General features: G+C 65.8%; 13 protein-coding genes. 4 read left to right on the top strand and 9 right to left on the bottom strand.

Annotated elements, in window-relative coordinates; genetic code table 11:
- Window positions 1-42: 42 nt before the first annotated feature.
- On the top strand, window positions 43-1053 hold the full coding sequence (locus DMX12_RS15410; protein ID WP_110678483.1) for an AraC family transcriptional regulator: 1011 nt from the start codon (window positions 43-45) through the stop codon (window positions 1051-1053).
- A gap of 45 nt (window positions 1054-1098) precedes the next feature.
- On the opposite strand, the gene DMX12_RS15405 is transcribed toward DMX12_RS15410, so the two are convergent.
- Entirely contained in the window at window positions 1099-1539 is a 441-nt protein-coding gene (locus DMX12_RS15405; RefSeq protein ID WP_029887041.1) for a carboxymuconolactone decarboxylase family protein, read from the bottom strand.
- A gap of 200 nt (window positions 1540-1739) precedes the next feature.
- Between DMX12_RS15405 and DMX12_RS15400 the strand changes: the two genes are divergently transcribed.
- Window positions 1740-2933, top strand: a complete 1194-nt coding sequence (locus tag DMX12_RS15400; protein WP_110678481.1) for a CynX/NimT family MFS transporter — start codon at window positions 1740-1742, stop codon at window positions 2931-2933.
- Here DMX12_RS15400 and DMX12_RS15395 read toward each other — a convergent pair.
- The 6 genes from DMX12_RS15395 to glcD all read right to left on the bottom strand — a co-directional run bounded on the left by DMX12_RS15395 (window position 2926) and on the right by glcD (window position 9101).
- The gene (locus DMX12_RS15395) at window positions 2926-4359 is read right to left on the bottom strand and encodes a PLP-dependent aminotransferase family protein (RefSeq protein ID WP_110678479.1); all 1434 of its coding nucleotides are present in this window, start codon (window positions 4357-4359) and stop codon (window positions 2926-2928) included. The two genes, DMX12_RS15400 and DMX12_RS15395, sit on opposite strands and share 8 nt — an antisense overlap.
- Window positions 4360-4443: 84 nt before the next feature.
- A complete protein-coding gene (locus DMX12_RS15390) occupies window positions 4444-4782 on the bottom strand; it encodes a hypothetical protein (protein ID WP_033691133.1) in 339 nt (112 codons plus the stop codon).
- A 131-nt stretch (window positions 4783-4913) separates the two neighbouring features.
- A complete protein-coding gene (locus tag DMX12_RS15385; protein WP_054905076.1) occupies window positions 4914-5312 on the bottom strand; it encodes a heme-binding protein in 399 nt (132 codons plus the stop codon).
- A complete protein-coding gene (glcF, locus tag DMX12_RS15380) occupies window positions 5305-6540 on the bottom strand; it encodes a glycolate oxidase subunit GlcF (protein WP_110678477.1) in 1236 nt (411 codons plus the stop codon). The genes DMX12_RS15385 and glcF overlap by 8 nt, the downstream gene beginning before the upstream one ends.
- Window positions 6541-6549: 9 nt before the next feature.
- On the bottom strand, window positions 6550-7602 hold the full coding sequence (gene glcE / locus DMX12_RS15375) for a glycolate oxidase subunit GlcE (protein WP_110678475.1): 1053 nt from the start codon (window positions 7600-7602) through the stop codon (window positions 6550-6552).
- On the bottom strand, window positions 7602-9101 hold the full coding sequence (gene glcD / locus DMX12_RS15370; RefSeq protein WP_110678473.1) for a glycolate oxidase subunit GlcD: 1500 nt from the start codon (window positions 9099-9101) through the stop codon (window positions 7602-7604). The genes glcE and glcD overlap by 1 nt, the downstream gene beginning before the upstream one ends.
- Window positions 9102-9296: 195 nt before the next feature.
- Here glcD and glcC point away from each other — a divergent pair, with 195 nt between their 5' ends.
- Window positions 9297-10061, top strand: a complete 765-nt coding sequence (gene glcC, locus DMX12_RS15365) for a transcriptional regulator GlcC (protein WP_110678471.1) — start codon at window positions 9297-9299, stop codon at window positions 10059-10061.
- 60 nt (window positions 10062-10121) lie between these two features.
- On the opposite strand, the gene DMX12_RS15360 is transcribed toward glcC, so the two are convergent.
- Window positions 10122-10439 carry a DUF2388 domain-containing protein gene (locus DMX12_RS15360; RefSeq protein WP_009686497.1) on the bottom strand — a complete coding sequence of 106 codons (318 nt, stop codon included), beginning with the start codon at window positions 10437-10439 and terminating at the stop codon, window positions 10122-10124.
- Between the two features lie 189 nt (window positions 10440-10628).
- Between DMX12_RS15360 and DMX12_RS15355 the strand changes: the two genes are divergently transcribed.
- Window positions 10629-11261 (top strand): glutathione S-transferase family protein, encoded by a 633-nt coding sequence (locus tag DMX12_RS15355; protein ID WP_009686498.1) that lies wholly within the window; start codon window positions 10629-10631, stop codon window positions 11259-11261.
- Window positions 11262-11322: 61 nt separating this feature from the next.
- On the opposite strand, the gene mrdA is transcribed toward DMX12_RS15355, so the two are convergent.
- Entirely contained in the window at window positions 11323-13218 is a 1896-nt protein-coding gene (gene mrdA, locus DMX12_RS15350; protein WP_110678469.1) for a penicillin-binding protein 2, read from the bottom strand.
- Window positions 13219-13677 lie beyond the last annotated feature (459 nt).

Below are 13677 nucleotides of genomic sequence, written 5' to 3'. Positions count from 1 at the left end.
CCTGGCACTTTTTGCCACTCAGCATAGACAGCGAACACCGCCATGCGCGATAGCGATTCGGTCGCCGTGTACTTCCTCAACGCCATGCTGCATGCCCTGCGCGATTGCCCCGCCGAGCGTGACGCGCATTTGCGTGCGGTGGGCATCGACCCGCACCTGCTCGACCAACCGCAGGCGCGGGTGCCGGCCCGGGCCTTCGCCGAGCTATGGCTGGCAATGATCCGGCGCCTGGACGATGAGTTCTTCCGCCTCGACAGCCATGGCATGCCGTTGGGCAGTTTCGCCCTGATCTGTCGGGGCCTGATCCTGGAACCCAACCTGGAAAAGGCTCTACGCCAGTGCCTGGCAGGCTTTGGCCTGTTCCTGCACGATCTGCGCGGCAGCCTGACCGTGCGCGGTAGCCGGGCGCTGATCAGCGTGCAGTCGAGTATCGCCGACCCGTTGACCCGGGTATACGCCGAGGAAACCTACCTGGTGCTGATGGTCGGCCTGCTGTGCTGGCTGGGCGGGCGCAGGGTGGCGATTGACCGGACCGAACTGGCAGTGGCCCGCCCAGCCCAGGAGGATGACCTGCTGTTGTGGGGGCCGGACCTGCGCCTGGGCAGCGGGCGTACCGAGGTGGAGTTCGACAGTGCCTGCCTGCGCCGGCCGGTGGTCCAGGACGTGGCGGCGCTGAAAACCTTCCTGCGCAGCGCGCCGCAGGGGCTGGTCATTCGCTTTCGCAACCAGAACGGCCTGGTGGCCGAGGTGTACCGGCATTTACGGGCGCGTGGCTATGGGCAGTGGCCCACGTTGGCGTCGCTGGCACAGCAGCAGGGTATCAGTGCCAGCACCTTCCGCCGGCAGTTGGAGCGCGAGGGGCGCTCCTACCAGCAGATCAAGGACGAGGTACGCCGGGCGATGGCTTTCGAGCGCTTGCGCGAAGGCGTGCTGAGCATTGCCGAGGTCGCCGAGCAGGCCGGCTTTCAGGAGCCCAGCGCGTTCCACCGGGCGTTCAAGAAATGGACCGGGCAGAGCCCCGGTAGCTACCGCGCGCGGTTGGCCGGGCGCTGATCTTGGCCAGTGCCGACCCTTGCGCGGGTGCCACCGCGCCAACACTCAGCCCGCCGGCACCATGGCGAAGCCGACCCCGAAGCGGTTCCAGGCATTGATGGTGGCGATCGCCAAGGTCAGGTTGACCACTTCGGCCGGCTCGAAGTGCTGCAGCAGGGCTTCGTACTCGCCCTGCGGCGCACCCCGTTCAGGCAGGCGGGTAAGGCTCTCGAGCCAGGCCAGTGCTGCCCGTTCACGCGGGGTGAAGTACGCGGTTTCCTGCCACACGCACAGTGTTTGCAGGCGTGCCTCGGTCTCACCGGCCTTGCGCGCATCGTTGGCATGCAGGTTGACGCAATAGGCGCAGCCGTTGATCTGCGAGGCGCGCAGGCGCACCAGTTCCAGCAGCGAGTTTTCCAGGCCGCACCTGGCCAGCGCCTGTTCCAGGCCGACCATGGCTTTGTAGGCTTCGGGCGCGTGCTTGGCCCATTCGATACGGTTGTGCATGGCTGTCTCCAATGCGGATGTGGGGGGTGATGGCGCTACTGTAGCGCCGTTGATTGGCCACCCCGATAGCCAATTGCACGCTTGCGCAGGAGGCCAATGTCCATTCAGCTGGCCACTGACAGGCATCCAATCTCTTCATTTCTGCGCAGCCAGCCAAGCCGGGATAATGGTCGATCTGGCACGAAGAGAAATGAACGACCATGAGACCTGCGCTGAACCTGTTGCTGGTGATTTTGTTGGCCCTGAACCTGCGGCCCATCCTGACCAGTATCGGCCCCTTGCTCGAGCCCATGCGCGCCACTACCGGGCTGGGCTACCAGCAGGCCGCCCTGCTGACCGCTTTGCCGGTGCTCTGCATGGGCCTGGTGCCGTTGCTGCAGCCGTGGCTGCGGCGCTGGCTCAGCGAGCACGGCGGTATGCTGGGCGGCCTGGCGGCGATTGCCATGGCTTGCCTGTGGCGCCTGCAACTGGACAGTGCCTGGGCACTGATCGCCAGTGCGGTGGTCGCTGGCCTGGGCGTAGCGGTGGTGCAGGGCATGATGCCGGGGCTGGTGAACCGCTGGTTCCCCCGCCGCCTGGCGGCGGCAATGGGCCTGTATTCGGCGGCGCTGATGAGTGGCGGTGGCCTGGCGGCAGTGCTGGGCCCGCACATCAGTGCGCACTTCGGCCACTGGCAGGCTGGCCTGGGCCTGTGGGCGGTGCCGGCCGTGCTGGCGTTGCTGGCCTGGGCCGTGCTGCGGCCACGCCATGGCACAGCGAAGCTGGCAGGGGCATCCGGTGGGCACTGGTTCGGCACGCGCCGGGCCTGGTTGCTGGCCCTGTACTTCGGCTTGATCAATGGCGGTTACACCAGCATGGTGGCGTGGTTGCCGGCCTACCACACCGAGCACGGCGGCAGCGCCCAGGGTGGCGCCGACCTGGTGGGCCTGATGACCATTTTCCAGGTGGCCGGCGCGCTCGGTTTGCCGCTGTTGCTGCGGCGCTATGCTGACCGGCGCCCCGGTTTGTGGCTGGCGCTGGCAATCCAGCTGGTCGGCTTTCTCGGCCTGTTACTGGCCCCCACCGTGGCCCCGGGGCTGTGGGTGGCGCTGATCGGTTTCGGCCTGGGCGCTTGCTTCAGCCAGTGCCTTACGCTGACCCTGGAGCATTTGCAAACGCCAGCCGAGGCGGGCAGCCTGGCGGCATTTGTGCAGGGCATCGGCTTCATCATTACCGGGATCGTGCCCTACATCACCGGTTGGCTGCGGGATGTCAGTGGTGACTTCCAGGCGTCGTGGACCCTGTTGACGGTCACCGTGCTGGCCATGCTGTGGGTCACCACGTTTTTCAACCCGCGCGGTTACTCGGCCGCCATCGCCCGCCCGGCAACCGGCAAGGCGGCACCGGTCAGTTGAGGTGCTGCAGGGTGTCGCGCACACGATCCAGTGCGGGGTCGATATCCAGCAGCTCAATGGCACCAAAACCCATCAGCAAGCCCTGCCGCGCAGGCGCTTCGCTGAAGAACGGCGCCAGTGGGTACAGGCCGACCTCGACCTTGCGCGCCAGGTTGGCCAGTAATTCCACGTCGACCCCTGGTCTGGCCATCGCGCTCAGATGAAAGCCGGCGCTGGCCGGAACCGCGCTGAACCAAGGGGCCAGGTCGCCCTGCAGGCGCGCCAGCATGCGTTCGCGGCGCGCGCTGTAGACCTCATGGCAACGGCGAATGTGCTTGTGCAGGTGGCCCTCGGCAAGAAAGCGCGCCAAGGCCCACTGCAGCAAGCTCGGGCTGTGCCAGTCACTGAGGTGCTTGGCCACACAGGCGGCCTGCAGTACGGCAGGCGGCAGCACGGCGTAGCCCAGGCGCAGCTCAGGCAAAAGAGTCTTGGAAAACGTGCCCACGTAGGCCACCAGCCCCTGTCGGTCCAGGCGCTGCAAGGCATCCGCAGCGGGCCCGTGGTAGCGGAATTCACAGTCGTAGTCGTCTTCGATGATCAGCGCCCCCAGCTGCGCAGCCCGCGCCAGCAGCGCGTGCCGGCGCGCCTCGCTCATCGGCATGCCCAGCGGGAACTGGTGAGACGGCGTGACGTAGATCAGCCGGGTGCCGTCGGCGATGTGCTCGACGCACAGGCCTTGGTCGTCGACCGGTACCGACTGCAGCTGCGCGCCCAGGGCCAGGAACAGCTGCCGTGCCGGTGGGTAACCGGGGTCTTCCATGGCCACCTGGCAACCTGGCTCGACCAGCACGCGGGCGATCAGGTCCAGGGCCTGCTGGGCGCCGTTGCACACCAGCAGGTCGGCTGCGCTGCAGTGCACGCCACGGGTGTAGGCGATGTGGTGGGCGATGGCCTGGCGTAGTTCAGGCAAACCCTGGGCCGTAAAATGCCGTTCGGGGTGGCGCTGGCTGCGCCGCAGGGCGTAGTTCAGGCAACTGCGCCACTGGTCGAAGGGGAATTGGGCCTTGCTCGATACGCCGCCGATGAAATCGTAGCGTGAAGGGGCCTGCGCCTGGCGTTGGCTGAGCACCGTGGCGCGCGCTTGCCAGCGTTCGAGCGATGCACTGGCGGCCAGGGTGATGGCGGCAGGTTCGCTGCTGCGCAGCGGCTGGCGCGGCGTGACGAATGTGCCACGGCCCACCACACCGCTGAGCAGGTTGTCATAGGTCAGGCGTGAGTAGGCTTCGGCTACCGTCTTGCGCGACACACCCAGTTGTTCGGCCAACAGACGGGTGGGTGGCAGCTGGGTGCCCGCTGCCAGGTGGCCACTGTCGATGCCAGCGCGCAATTGCTGGTAAAGCTGGTCGGTGAGGCCTTTGCGGCCATCCAGGCGAATGTGCAGTTCCATGGAACGGTCCGGAGCGGGGGTGCCCACAGGATAGCGGATTGGCTGCGCCGTGTGCGCCGGGCCGCGCGCCTTGCGCTACGGCTGTCAGAGCCGGGCGGTGCTGATGGTGATGTAGCCTTTGCCCGCCAGCGCAATGCGTATCTGGGTTTCGTCTGTGGCTGCCTTGCGGTTGCGTTTGATGCATACGCCGTCGATTGCCGCCGCGCGCATGTGCTCGGCAATGGCGCGCCCGTTCGGGTCGAAAAGCACCTCGCTGGCCAGCAGCTCGATGCGCTCGATCAGCAAACGGGTCTGTTCGTCTGTAGCGCAGAAGAACATCACCCCCGACAGGTGCGGGTCGTCATCAGGGTTGCTGATGTCATGGGCGAGCATTTCGCGCAGGCTGCTGCGCAGTTCGGCAATGGAGCGTGCGTACGGGTGCATGCGGCGTTTCCCCTGGCTGGTCATGCTGCGCCGATCTTGTTTTCTCAACGCTGAGGCGGCAAGTAAGACGCGTCCGAACATTTTGTAGGGGAATTCTGAGTCTGCCCGAGTGGCAACCGTCTGTGCAGCCTTCACAACGCTGCTGCGCCCGCCTTGGCCACTTGTGCGTCCTGGTCGGGCTTGACCCCCGACACGCCAATGGCACCCACTACCTGGCCCTGCACCTGCAGCGGTACACCGCCCTCCAGGCAGGTCAGCAGCGGTGCGGTGACGAACGCGGTGCGCCCGCGATTGACCATGTCTTCGTAGTCCCGGGTTTCCTTGCGCCCCAGCGCCGAGGTGCGGGCCTTTTCCATGGCAATGTAGGCACTGGCTGGCGCACAACCATCCAGGCGGTGCAGGGCCAGGGGGTGCCCGCCGTCGTCGACCACCACGATGGTCACAGGCCACTGTTCGGCCAAGGCATGCTGGCGTGCAGCCTCAAGTACACGGGTAACCTCGGCCAGGCCGATCACGGGTTTGCTATGCATGGGTGCTCTCCGGCCGCAAGGCGGCTTCGACGATTTCCACCCAGTGCCTGACGGGGGTGCGCCCTGCACCGCCGAGGTGGGTCTGGCAGCCGATGTTGGCCGTGGCGATGATGTGCGGCTTGCCGCTTTCCAGCGCGTTCAGGCGGTTGTCGCGCAGTTGCAGGGCCAGGTCCGGCTGGGTCAGCGAATAGGTGCCCGCCGACCCGCAACACAGGTGGCCATCGGGCACGGCGGTCAGGGTGAAGCCCAGGCGGGTCAGCAAAGCCTCCACCGCCCCGCCCAGTTTCAGGGCATGTTGCAGGGTGCATGGGCAGTGAAAGGCCAGGCGCTGTTCAGCGCACAGGCCCAACTGCTCGACGGGCTCTGCAGCCAGCACCTCCACCAGGTCGCGGGCCAGCGCGCTGACGCGCGCCGCCTTGGCTGCGTACTGGCGGTCTTGTGCCAGCAGGTGGCCGTAGTCGCGCACGAACGCGCCGCAGCCACTGGCCGTTTGCACGATGGCTTCGGCACCCGCCTCGATGGCGGGCCACCAGGCGTCGATGTTGCGCCTTGCACGCTGCAGGCCCTGCGCCTGGGCGTTGAGGTGGTAGTCCACGGCGCCACAGCAGCCGGCCTGGCGGATCGGCTGCACACTGATCCCCAGCCGGTCGAGCAGGCGCGTGGCAGCGGCGTTGGTATTGGGCGAGAACGCCGCCTGCACGCAGCCTTCGAGCATCAGTAACCGGCGTGCATGGCGCGGCGCCGGGCGCTCGCCGGGCGGTGTCACCGATGCCGGCAGCTTGCCCTTGAGTGTGGTCGGTAGCAGCGCTCGCAGGGCCTGGCCGCTGCGGGTCAGCGCCTTGAACAGTGCCGGGCGTGGTACCACTGCGCGCAGGCCCTGGCGCAGCAGGCGCTGGCCAAGTGGTCGCGGCACCTGCTGCTCGGCCACGGCGCGGCCAATGTCCAGCAGGTCGTGGTAGCGCACCCCGGACGGGCAGGTGGACTCGCAGCTACGGCAGCTCAGGCAACGGTCCAGGTGCAGTTGGGTGCTGGTGCTGACCGGCTCGCCTTCGAGCATCTGCTTGATCAGGTAAATGCGGCCGCGCGGGCCATCCAGTTCGTCACCCAGCAACTGGTAGGTGGGGCAGGTGGCGGTGCAGAAACCACAGTGCACACAGGCGCGCAGGATGCTTTCGGCTTCGTCGGCGCGGGGCAGGCGGCGGGCGCTCTCGCTGAGGTTGGTTTGCATGGTCTGGCCTCACAGGTCCGGGTACAGGCGGCCGGGGTTGAATACCCCCTGGGGGTCGAGCTGTTGCTTGAGCGCCTGGTGGTAGCGCATCAGCGCAGCGGGCAGTGGCGGGCTGCTGGCTGCACCGGGGGTGTAGGCGGTCGCGTGGCCGCCCACCCTGGCAACGGCCTCGCGAATGTTGTGCGCCTCCGCGTCAGACTTGAGCCAGCGCTGGGCCCCGCCCCAGTCGATCAATTGCTCGCCGGGCAATGCCAGCTCGCCGCAGGCAATGGGTACCGATAGCCGCCACAGCGGGGTGGGGCCGTTGAAAAAGGCCATGCGCTGTTCGCGCAGGTCGTTCCAGAACTGGCTGTCCAGCGCCTCACCGCCCAGCCGCAGACGCGCCGATTGCACCGATCCCTCGCCGCCTTCCAGGCGCAGGTACAGGGCATCGCCGTGGTGGCAGGCGGCGCTGATCGGCAGCGGCTGCTGGCCCCATTCGGCCAGTTCGGCCAACGCCTCGTGGCGGCCCATCGGCAGCCGCAGGCTCAGGCACTGGCGCGGGCGTGGCAGCACCTTCAGCGACACCTCGGTCAACAACCCCAGGCAACCGAAGCTGCCCGCCATCAGGCGCGACACATCGTAGCCAGCGACATTCTTCATGACCTCGCCGCCAAAGCGCAGCAGCTTGCCGTGGCCGGTAACCACGCGTGTACCCAGTACGTAATCGCGCACCGACCCCGCCCAAGGCCGCCTGGGGCCGGACAACCCGGCCGCGACCATGCCACCCAACGTCGCATCAGGCCCCAGGTGGGGCGGTTCGCACGGCAGCATCTGGCCGGCCTGGTGCAGCGCTGCCTCGATTTCGCGCAGCGGCGTGCCAGCGCGGGCGGTCAGTACCAGTTCGGTCGGGTCATAGCTGACGATGCCCCGGTGGCGGCGGGTGTCCAGCACCTCAGCCACCACCGGGTTGCCGAGCATGGCCTTGCTGCCGCTACCCTGAATGCGCAGTGCCGTCCCTTGGTTCAGCGCCTGGTTTACCTGTTCGAGCAGGGCCTGGCTGTCGTCGTGGTCCATGCTCATCAGAAACGCTCCAGCTCGGGAAAAGGCAGTTGCCCGTGGTGCACGTGCAACGCGCCGAATTCGGCGCAGCGGTGCAAGGTGGGGATGTTCTTGCCGGGGTTGAGCAGGCCTTGTGGGTCGAACGCAGCCTTGACCGCATGGAACAAGGTGATTTCGTCGCTGTTGAACTGTGCGCACATCTGGTTGATCTTTTCCCGGCCGACCCCGTGTTCACCCGTGATGCTGCCGCCCACGGCCACGCACAGTTCGAGAATCTTGCCGCCGATGGCCTCGGCGCGCTCCAGTTCACCCGGCAGGTTGGCATCGAACAGGATCAGCGGGTGCATGTTGCCGTCGCCGGCATGGAACACATTGGCCACGCGCAGGCCGTATTCGCTGGATAAGTCGCTGATGCCTTTCAGCACGCGCGGCAGCTCGCGGCGTGGGATGGTGCCGTCCATGCAGTAGTAGTCGGGTGAAATGCGCCCCACGGCCGGGAAGGCGTTCTTGCGCCCGGCCCAGAAACGCACCCGCTCGGCCTCGTCGCAGGCCAGCCGCACGTCGCGGGCGCCGGCTTGCGCCAGCACGGCGGCGACCCGTTCGCAGTCAGCGTGCACATCGGCCTCGACACCGTCCAGCTCGCACAGCAGGATGGCCGCCGCCTCCACCGGGTAGCCCGCGTGAATGAAGTCCTCGGCGGCGCGGATCGCCAGGTTGTCCATCATCTCCAGGCCGCCGGGGATGATGCCGGCAGCAATGATCTGGGCCACGGCGCGGCCGGCATCCTCGACACTGTCGAAGCTCGCCAGCAGCACCCGTGCGACTTGCGGCTTGGGCAGCAGCTTGACGGTCACTTCGGTGACGATGCCGAGCATGCCTTCGGAACCGGTGAACAACGCCAGCAGGTCGAAGCCAGGGCAGTCGAGGGCATCGCTGCCAAGGGTCAGGCGTTCACCCTCGACGGTGAGTATTTCGACCTTGAGCAGGTTGTGCACGGTCAGGCCGTACTTCAAACAGTGCACGCCGCCGGCGTTTTCAGCCACGTTGCCGCCGATGGAGCAGGCTATTTGCGAAGAGGGGTCAGGTGCGTAGTACAGGCCATGGGGGGCTGCAGCCTGGGAAATGGCCAGGTTGCGTACCCCGGGCTGCACCCGGGCGAAGCGACCCTGCGGGTTGACCTCCAGGATGCGGTTGAAGCGCGCCATGACCAGCAGAATGCCCTTGGCCAGTGGCAGGGCGCCACCGGACAGGCCGGTACCGGCGCCGCGCGCCACCACCGGTACGCCGCGTTGATGGCACAGCTTGAGCAGCGCCTGCACCTGTTCCAGGCGTTCGGGCAGAGCGACCAGCAACGGTACGGTGCAGTAGGCCGACAGGCCGTCGCACTCGTAGGGCTTGAGGTCTTCTTCGCGGTGCAAAACGTGCAGGTCGGGCAGGGCAGCCTGCAATGCCTGCAACAGCGCCTCGCGGTCACTGCTGGGCAGCGCACCATCGACGCGTTCGTCGTAGAGAATGGTCATTGGCTCACTCGGCAACGGTTTTTATTGTTGTTGGCAAAGCGGTCACGCTTGCAGCCTGCGCGCGGTGCTAGTCTGGGTCGAGTGGGCTCGCCACTGGTCCTACCAGTTTTTCGGCTGGGTACTGGCCGTTGGTGGCGTGGCTTGGCTAGATTGCAGGCGGGTGTGCAAGTGGTCCTACCAGCAGGAGGGTGCGCAATGGCGAACGAGGGCAGGGCGAAGGTGGCCGACCAGGTGGCCGAGCGGGTCGAGCGGCTGATTGTCGAAGGCGTGCTCAAGGTGGGCCAGGCATTGCCTTCGGAGCGGCGGCTTGTCGAGAAGCTGGGGTGTTCGCGCTCTGCACTGCGTGAGGGGCTGCGGGTGCTGCGCGGGCGCGGCATCATCGACACCGAGCACGGCCGCGGCTCCTTTGTCGCCGACCTCACCGGGCAGGCGGGCCATACGCCGTTGATGCATCTGTTCAGCTCACAGCCGCGCACATTGTTCGACTTGCTGGAAGTGCGCGCCTTGCTGGAGGCCGAATCTGCCCGGCTGGCAGCTTTGCGCGCCACCGACGTGGACCGCTTGCTGATCCGCCGCCGTTATGAGGACATGCTGGCGGCACACCAGGCCGCCGAGGCCATCGATGCCCGTGAGCATGCCCGCCGCGACCACGCGTTCCATCGGTCGGTCAGCGAGGCCTCGCACAACCCGGTGCTGGTACACACCCTGCAATCGCTGAGCGATCTGACTTTGAGCACAGTGTTCGCGTCGGTCAACAACCTGTACTGCCGGCCGGCGCAGAAACGCCAGATCGATCGCCAGCATGCACGCTTGTATCACGCGGTGATGGAGCAGTTGCCCGAACAGGCGCAGCGCGCGGCGCGCGAGCACATCAATGGCATTCGCGACAGTTTGCGGGAGATCGAACAGGAGGACCAGCGCCTGGTCAGGGCGACCATGCGTATGGATGGTTGGGGGTGAGCCAAACCTGCACCGGCCCCGGCGTGGGTAGATTCACGCAGAGGCGGGTGCAAGTCTGATTCAACGATCAGCGATGCGGTCATCCTGCGATAGAATGGCCCTGGCCAGCTCTTCGTCGTCGGCCTGGAGCCCTGGGTGGTCCTTGCGGGCCTGTTCCAGTGCGGCTTCGACATAAGCGCCGCGGATTGCACCCCCACTGGCAACGAACGCCGAAAGCTCGTCGCGGGCAGGAATGATCCGTTTGTCATCTTTGAAGGTGGAATACAGCGAAGCGGAAACACCGGCCGAGGTGGCGACGTCGCCCGCATCGACGCGGGCCAGTGCGGCACCGGCAGGCAGCAGGAGCAGCAGCGCAGGTGCGATGAGTAGGTGGCGCATGTCGTGTTCTCCAGAAGGGTGAAGCCCAAGGAATAAACCACTCAGAGGTTAAGAAAGCATCAGTGTGAAAGTAGTTCCGTTGTTCATTGGCAGAATGCATGCCCGCAGGTGGTACCGGGCATTGACCGCCTCGCCGTGCGCGTGGTCTGCTCTGCCATTCGCTCATCACAGCCACCGCAAGGTTCGCCCATGCCTGACTACAAGCTGCATTGCTTCGCCGAATCCGGCAACGCCTACAAGGCCGCTCTGATGCTGCAATTGACTGGCCAGAACTGGCAGCCGGTGTTCGTCGATTTCTTCAACGGCCAGACCCGCGAGCAAGCCTGGCGCGATGAGGTCAATGAACAGGGTGAGGTGCCGGTGCTGGAGCACGCTGGCAAGTCCTTGACCCAGTCTGCGCTGATTCTGGAGTACCTTGCGCAGCAGACCGGGCAATTCGGCCCCCGCGACGCGGACGAAAAGCGCGAAATCTGGCGCTGGATGCTGTTCGACAACCATAAGTTCACCAGCTATTACGCGGCGCTGCGTTTCCTGTTCTGCCTGAAGAACACGGGCGAAACCGACGTGACGCAGTTCTTGCGCGAGCGTGCCACCGCCGCGTACCGCATTGTCGATGCCCATCTGGCGAAGGCCCCGTTCATGGTGGGCGGGCGGTTGACCATCGCCGACCTGTCGCTGGCGGGGTATGTGTTCATGCCGGAGGACACCGGTATGGCGTTGGCCGAGTTCACCCACATCGAGGCATGGAAGGCACGCATCCAAGCCATGCCAGGGTGGAAGCACCCCTACGAGCTGATGCCTCGTACCGGTGGGCAGCACTGAGGGCACGGGGCTGCTCTGGGCTTGAAGCACGGGCCCGCTCAGCCGGCAGGCCCGCGCAGCATCAGGTATGCGGCGTAGTGCGCGGTGGCACGGCACCCGCATACTCGGGCTTCAGGTGCCCCTGTTCGTCCAGCAGGTAGGCGTCCATCACTTCACGCACCACAGGCCCCGCCACCCGGCCACCGGCTTCGCCGTTCTCGATCATCACCGCCACCACCACGGCCGGGTGGTCAGCCGGGGCAAAGCCGACGAACAGGGCATTGTCGCGGTGCCGTTCCAGTGTCTTGTCACGGTTGTAGCGTTCACCCTGCTTGATCGCCACCACCTGTGCGGTGCCGCTTTTGCCGGCAATCCGGTACTGCGCGCCGGCCGCGGCCGCACGGGCGATACCCCGCGGGTCGTGCATGACCATCTGCATGCCCTGGCTGACCTGGTCCCAGGCGTGCTTGTCATGCAGCACGATGTCGGGCATCGGGTGGGGGTCGACCGGTGCATCGCCGCCTACGGTCATGGCCAGGTGCGGGCGGTGCCACACGCCCTTGCTGGCCAGCAGGCTGGTGGCCTGGGCCAGCTGCAACGGGGTGACCTGCATGTAGCCCTGGCCGATGCCAAGGATCAGTGTTTCGCCAGGGAACCAGGCCTGGCGCCGGGTGGCCCGTTTCCATTGGGCAGAAGGCATCAGGCCGGCGGCCTCTTCGAACATGTCCAGCGACACCTTCTGGCCCAGGCCGAACTCCGCCATGTAGTCGTGCAGGCGATCAATGCCCAGTTTGTGCGCCAGGTCGTAGAAGTAGGTGTCGTTGGAGCGCATGATGGCTGTGTACATGTCTACCCAGCCGTCACCGCTGCGGTTCCAGTTGCGGTACTTGTGGGCGTAGTTGGGCAGCTCGTAGTAGCCCGGGTCGAACACCCGGCTTCCGGGGGTGATCACGCCGCTGTCGAGGCCGGCGATGGCCACTTCCGGCTTCACCGTCGAGCCGGGCGCGTACAGGCCGCGCAGCACGCGGTTGAACAGTGGGCGGTCGATCGAATCGCGCAATTGTGCGTACTGCTTGAAGCTGATGCCCTTGACGAACAGGTTGGGGTCAAAGCTGGGGTTGCTGACCATGGCCAGCACGTCACCATTGGCCGGGTCCAGCACCACCACCGAGCCACGGCGGTCGCCCAGGGCCTTTTCTGCAGCGACTTGCAGGCGGGCGTCCAGCGTCAGCACGATGTCCTGCCCGGGTGTTGGGGCCTTGTGGTTGAGCACGCGCATCACCCGGCCCTGGGCGTTGGTCTCGACTTCCTCATAGCCCACATGGCCATGCAGCTGGCTTTCGTAGAAGCGCTCGATGCCGGTCTTGCCAATCGACTGGGTGCCCCGGTATTCGGTGCTGTCGACTACTTTGGCCTCCTTCTCGTTGATACGCCCCACGTAGCCAACCGAATGGGCGAAATGCGCGCCCAGCGGGTACTCGCGGATGAACTGTGGTTCGACCTCCAGGCCCGGCAGGCGGAACTGGTTGACCGCCACCAGGGCGATCTGCTCTTCGCTCAGCCCCACTATCAGGGTGACCGGCTCGAACGGCTTGCGGCCCCGGCGCAGGTCCTTGTCGAACTGCTTGCGGTCGTCCTCGTTCAGCCCCAGCACCTGGGTCAGGGTGTCGAGCACCTTGGCCGAATTGCCGCCGGTCCGCTCGCGGGTGATGGTCAGGTCGAAGCTGGGCTTGTTGTCGGCCAGCACCACGCCGTTGCGGTCGTAGATAAGCCCGCGCTCAGGGGCGATGGGCAGCACATGCACGCGGTTGTTTTCCGACACGGCACTCTGCTGGTCGTGCTGCAGCACCTGCAGCACATAGAGCCGACCCACCAGCACGGCACACAGGCTGAAGACCAGGGCGGCGCAGGCCAGAAGCCGGCGGTTGACCAGGTGCTTTTCCTTTTCGTGGTCCTTGAGGGGGATAGGTTGCGGCATTCGGGGCTCTTTTGTGCGGGTTACGCGCCGATGTGCAGGCGCGCGAACGGGCGGGGGATGCTACGCAACCCGCCCGGCAGCCTCAAGCCGGGTGGTGGCTGGCGGTAGCCTGGCTTGCGCTGTGCGCCGCATGGTCAGGGCGCTGGGGCGCTATATGAAGATTTGTTCATGGCGCCGGGTGCGATGACAGGCCTATGCGGTAATGCCGTGATCGATATGGATCCATTTACTGAATCTGTTCGATAAACGAACGCGAATTAACGGGAATCATGAATATGTAATGTATTGATAATTAACATTTAAATTTTTGTAATTTTGGCTGATCAGACTGTCATCACCGGTCTCAGCCGTGCTTGCGATAGCCCCATGGATTGTTTGTGGATCCATTATTTGTTTGATTAGCGCCTGACATCGGCTGGAGGCCTCCAGCCTGATGCGCCGACAATTACAAGAAGGGTT

This window comes from Pseudomonas sp. MB-090624, assembly GCF_003205245.1.
GTDB lineage: Bacteria > Pseudomonadota > Gammaproteobacteria > Pseudomonadales > Pseudomonadaceae > Aquipseudomonas > Aquipseudomonas juntendi.
This window is presented reverse-complemented; position numbering and strand designations above follow the sequence as displayed.

Excerpts from the sequence above, each read along its gene's own strand:
- DMX12_RS15355 (WP_009686498.1), top strand. The coding sequence starts at position 10,629 with ATGCCTGACTACAAGCTGCATTGCTTCGCCGAATCCGGCAACGCCTAC.
- glcC (WP_110678471.1), top strand. The coding sequence starts at position 9,297 with ATGGCGAACGAGGGCAGGGCGAAGGTGGCCGACCAGGTGGCCGAGCGG.
- glcF (WP_110678477.1), bottom strand. The coding sequence starts at position 6,540 with ATGCAAACCAACCTCAGCGAGAGCGCCCGCCGCCTGCCCCGCGCCGAC.
- DMX12_RS15410 (WP_110678483.1), top strand. The coding sequence starts at position 43 with ATGCGCGATAGCGATTCGGTCGCCGTGTACTTCCTCAACGCCATGCTG.
- DMX12_RS15400 (WP_110678481.1), top strand. The coding sequence starts at position 1,740 with ATGAGACCTGCGCTGAACCTGTTGCTGGTGATTTTGTTGGCCCTGAAC.
- mrdA (WP_110678469.1), bottom strand. The coding sequence starts at position 13,218 with ATGCCGCAACCTATCCCCCTCAAGGACCACGAAAAGGAAAAGCACCTG.
- glcE (WP_110678475.1), bottom strand. The coding sequence starts at position 7,602 with ATGAGCATGGACCACGACGACAGCCAGGCCCTGCTCGAACAGGTAAAC.
- DMX12_RS15360 (WP_009686497.1), bottom strand. The coding sequence starts at position 10,439 with ATGCGCCACCTACTCATCGCACCTGCGCTGCTGCTCCTGCTGCCTGCC.
- DMX12_RS15385 (WP_054905076.1), bottom strand. The coding sequence starts at position 5,312 with ATGCATAGCAAACCCGTGATCGGCCTGGCCGAGGTTACCCGTGTACTT.
- DMX12_RS15390 (WP_033691133.1), bottom strand. The coding sequence starts at position 4,782 with ATGCACCCGTACGCACGCTCCATTGCCGAACTGCGCAGCAGCCTGCGC.
- DMX12_RS15405 (WP_029887041.1), bottom strand. The coding sequence starts at position 1,539 with ATGCACAACCGTATCGAATGGGCCAAGCACGCGCCCGAAGCCTACAAA.
- glcD (WP_110678473.1), bottom strand. The coding sequence starts at position 9,101 with ATGACCATTCTCTACGACGAACGCGTCGATGGTGCGCTGCCCAGCAGT.
- DMX12_RS15395 (WP_110678479.1), bottom strand. The coding sequence starts at position 4,359 with ATGGAACTGCACATTCGCCTGGATGGCCGCAAAGGCCTCACCGACCAG.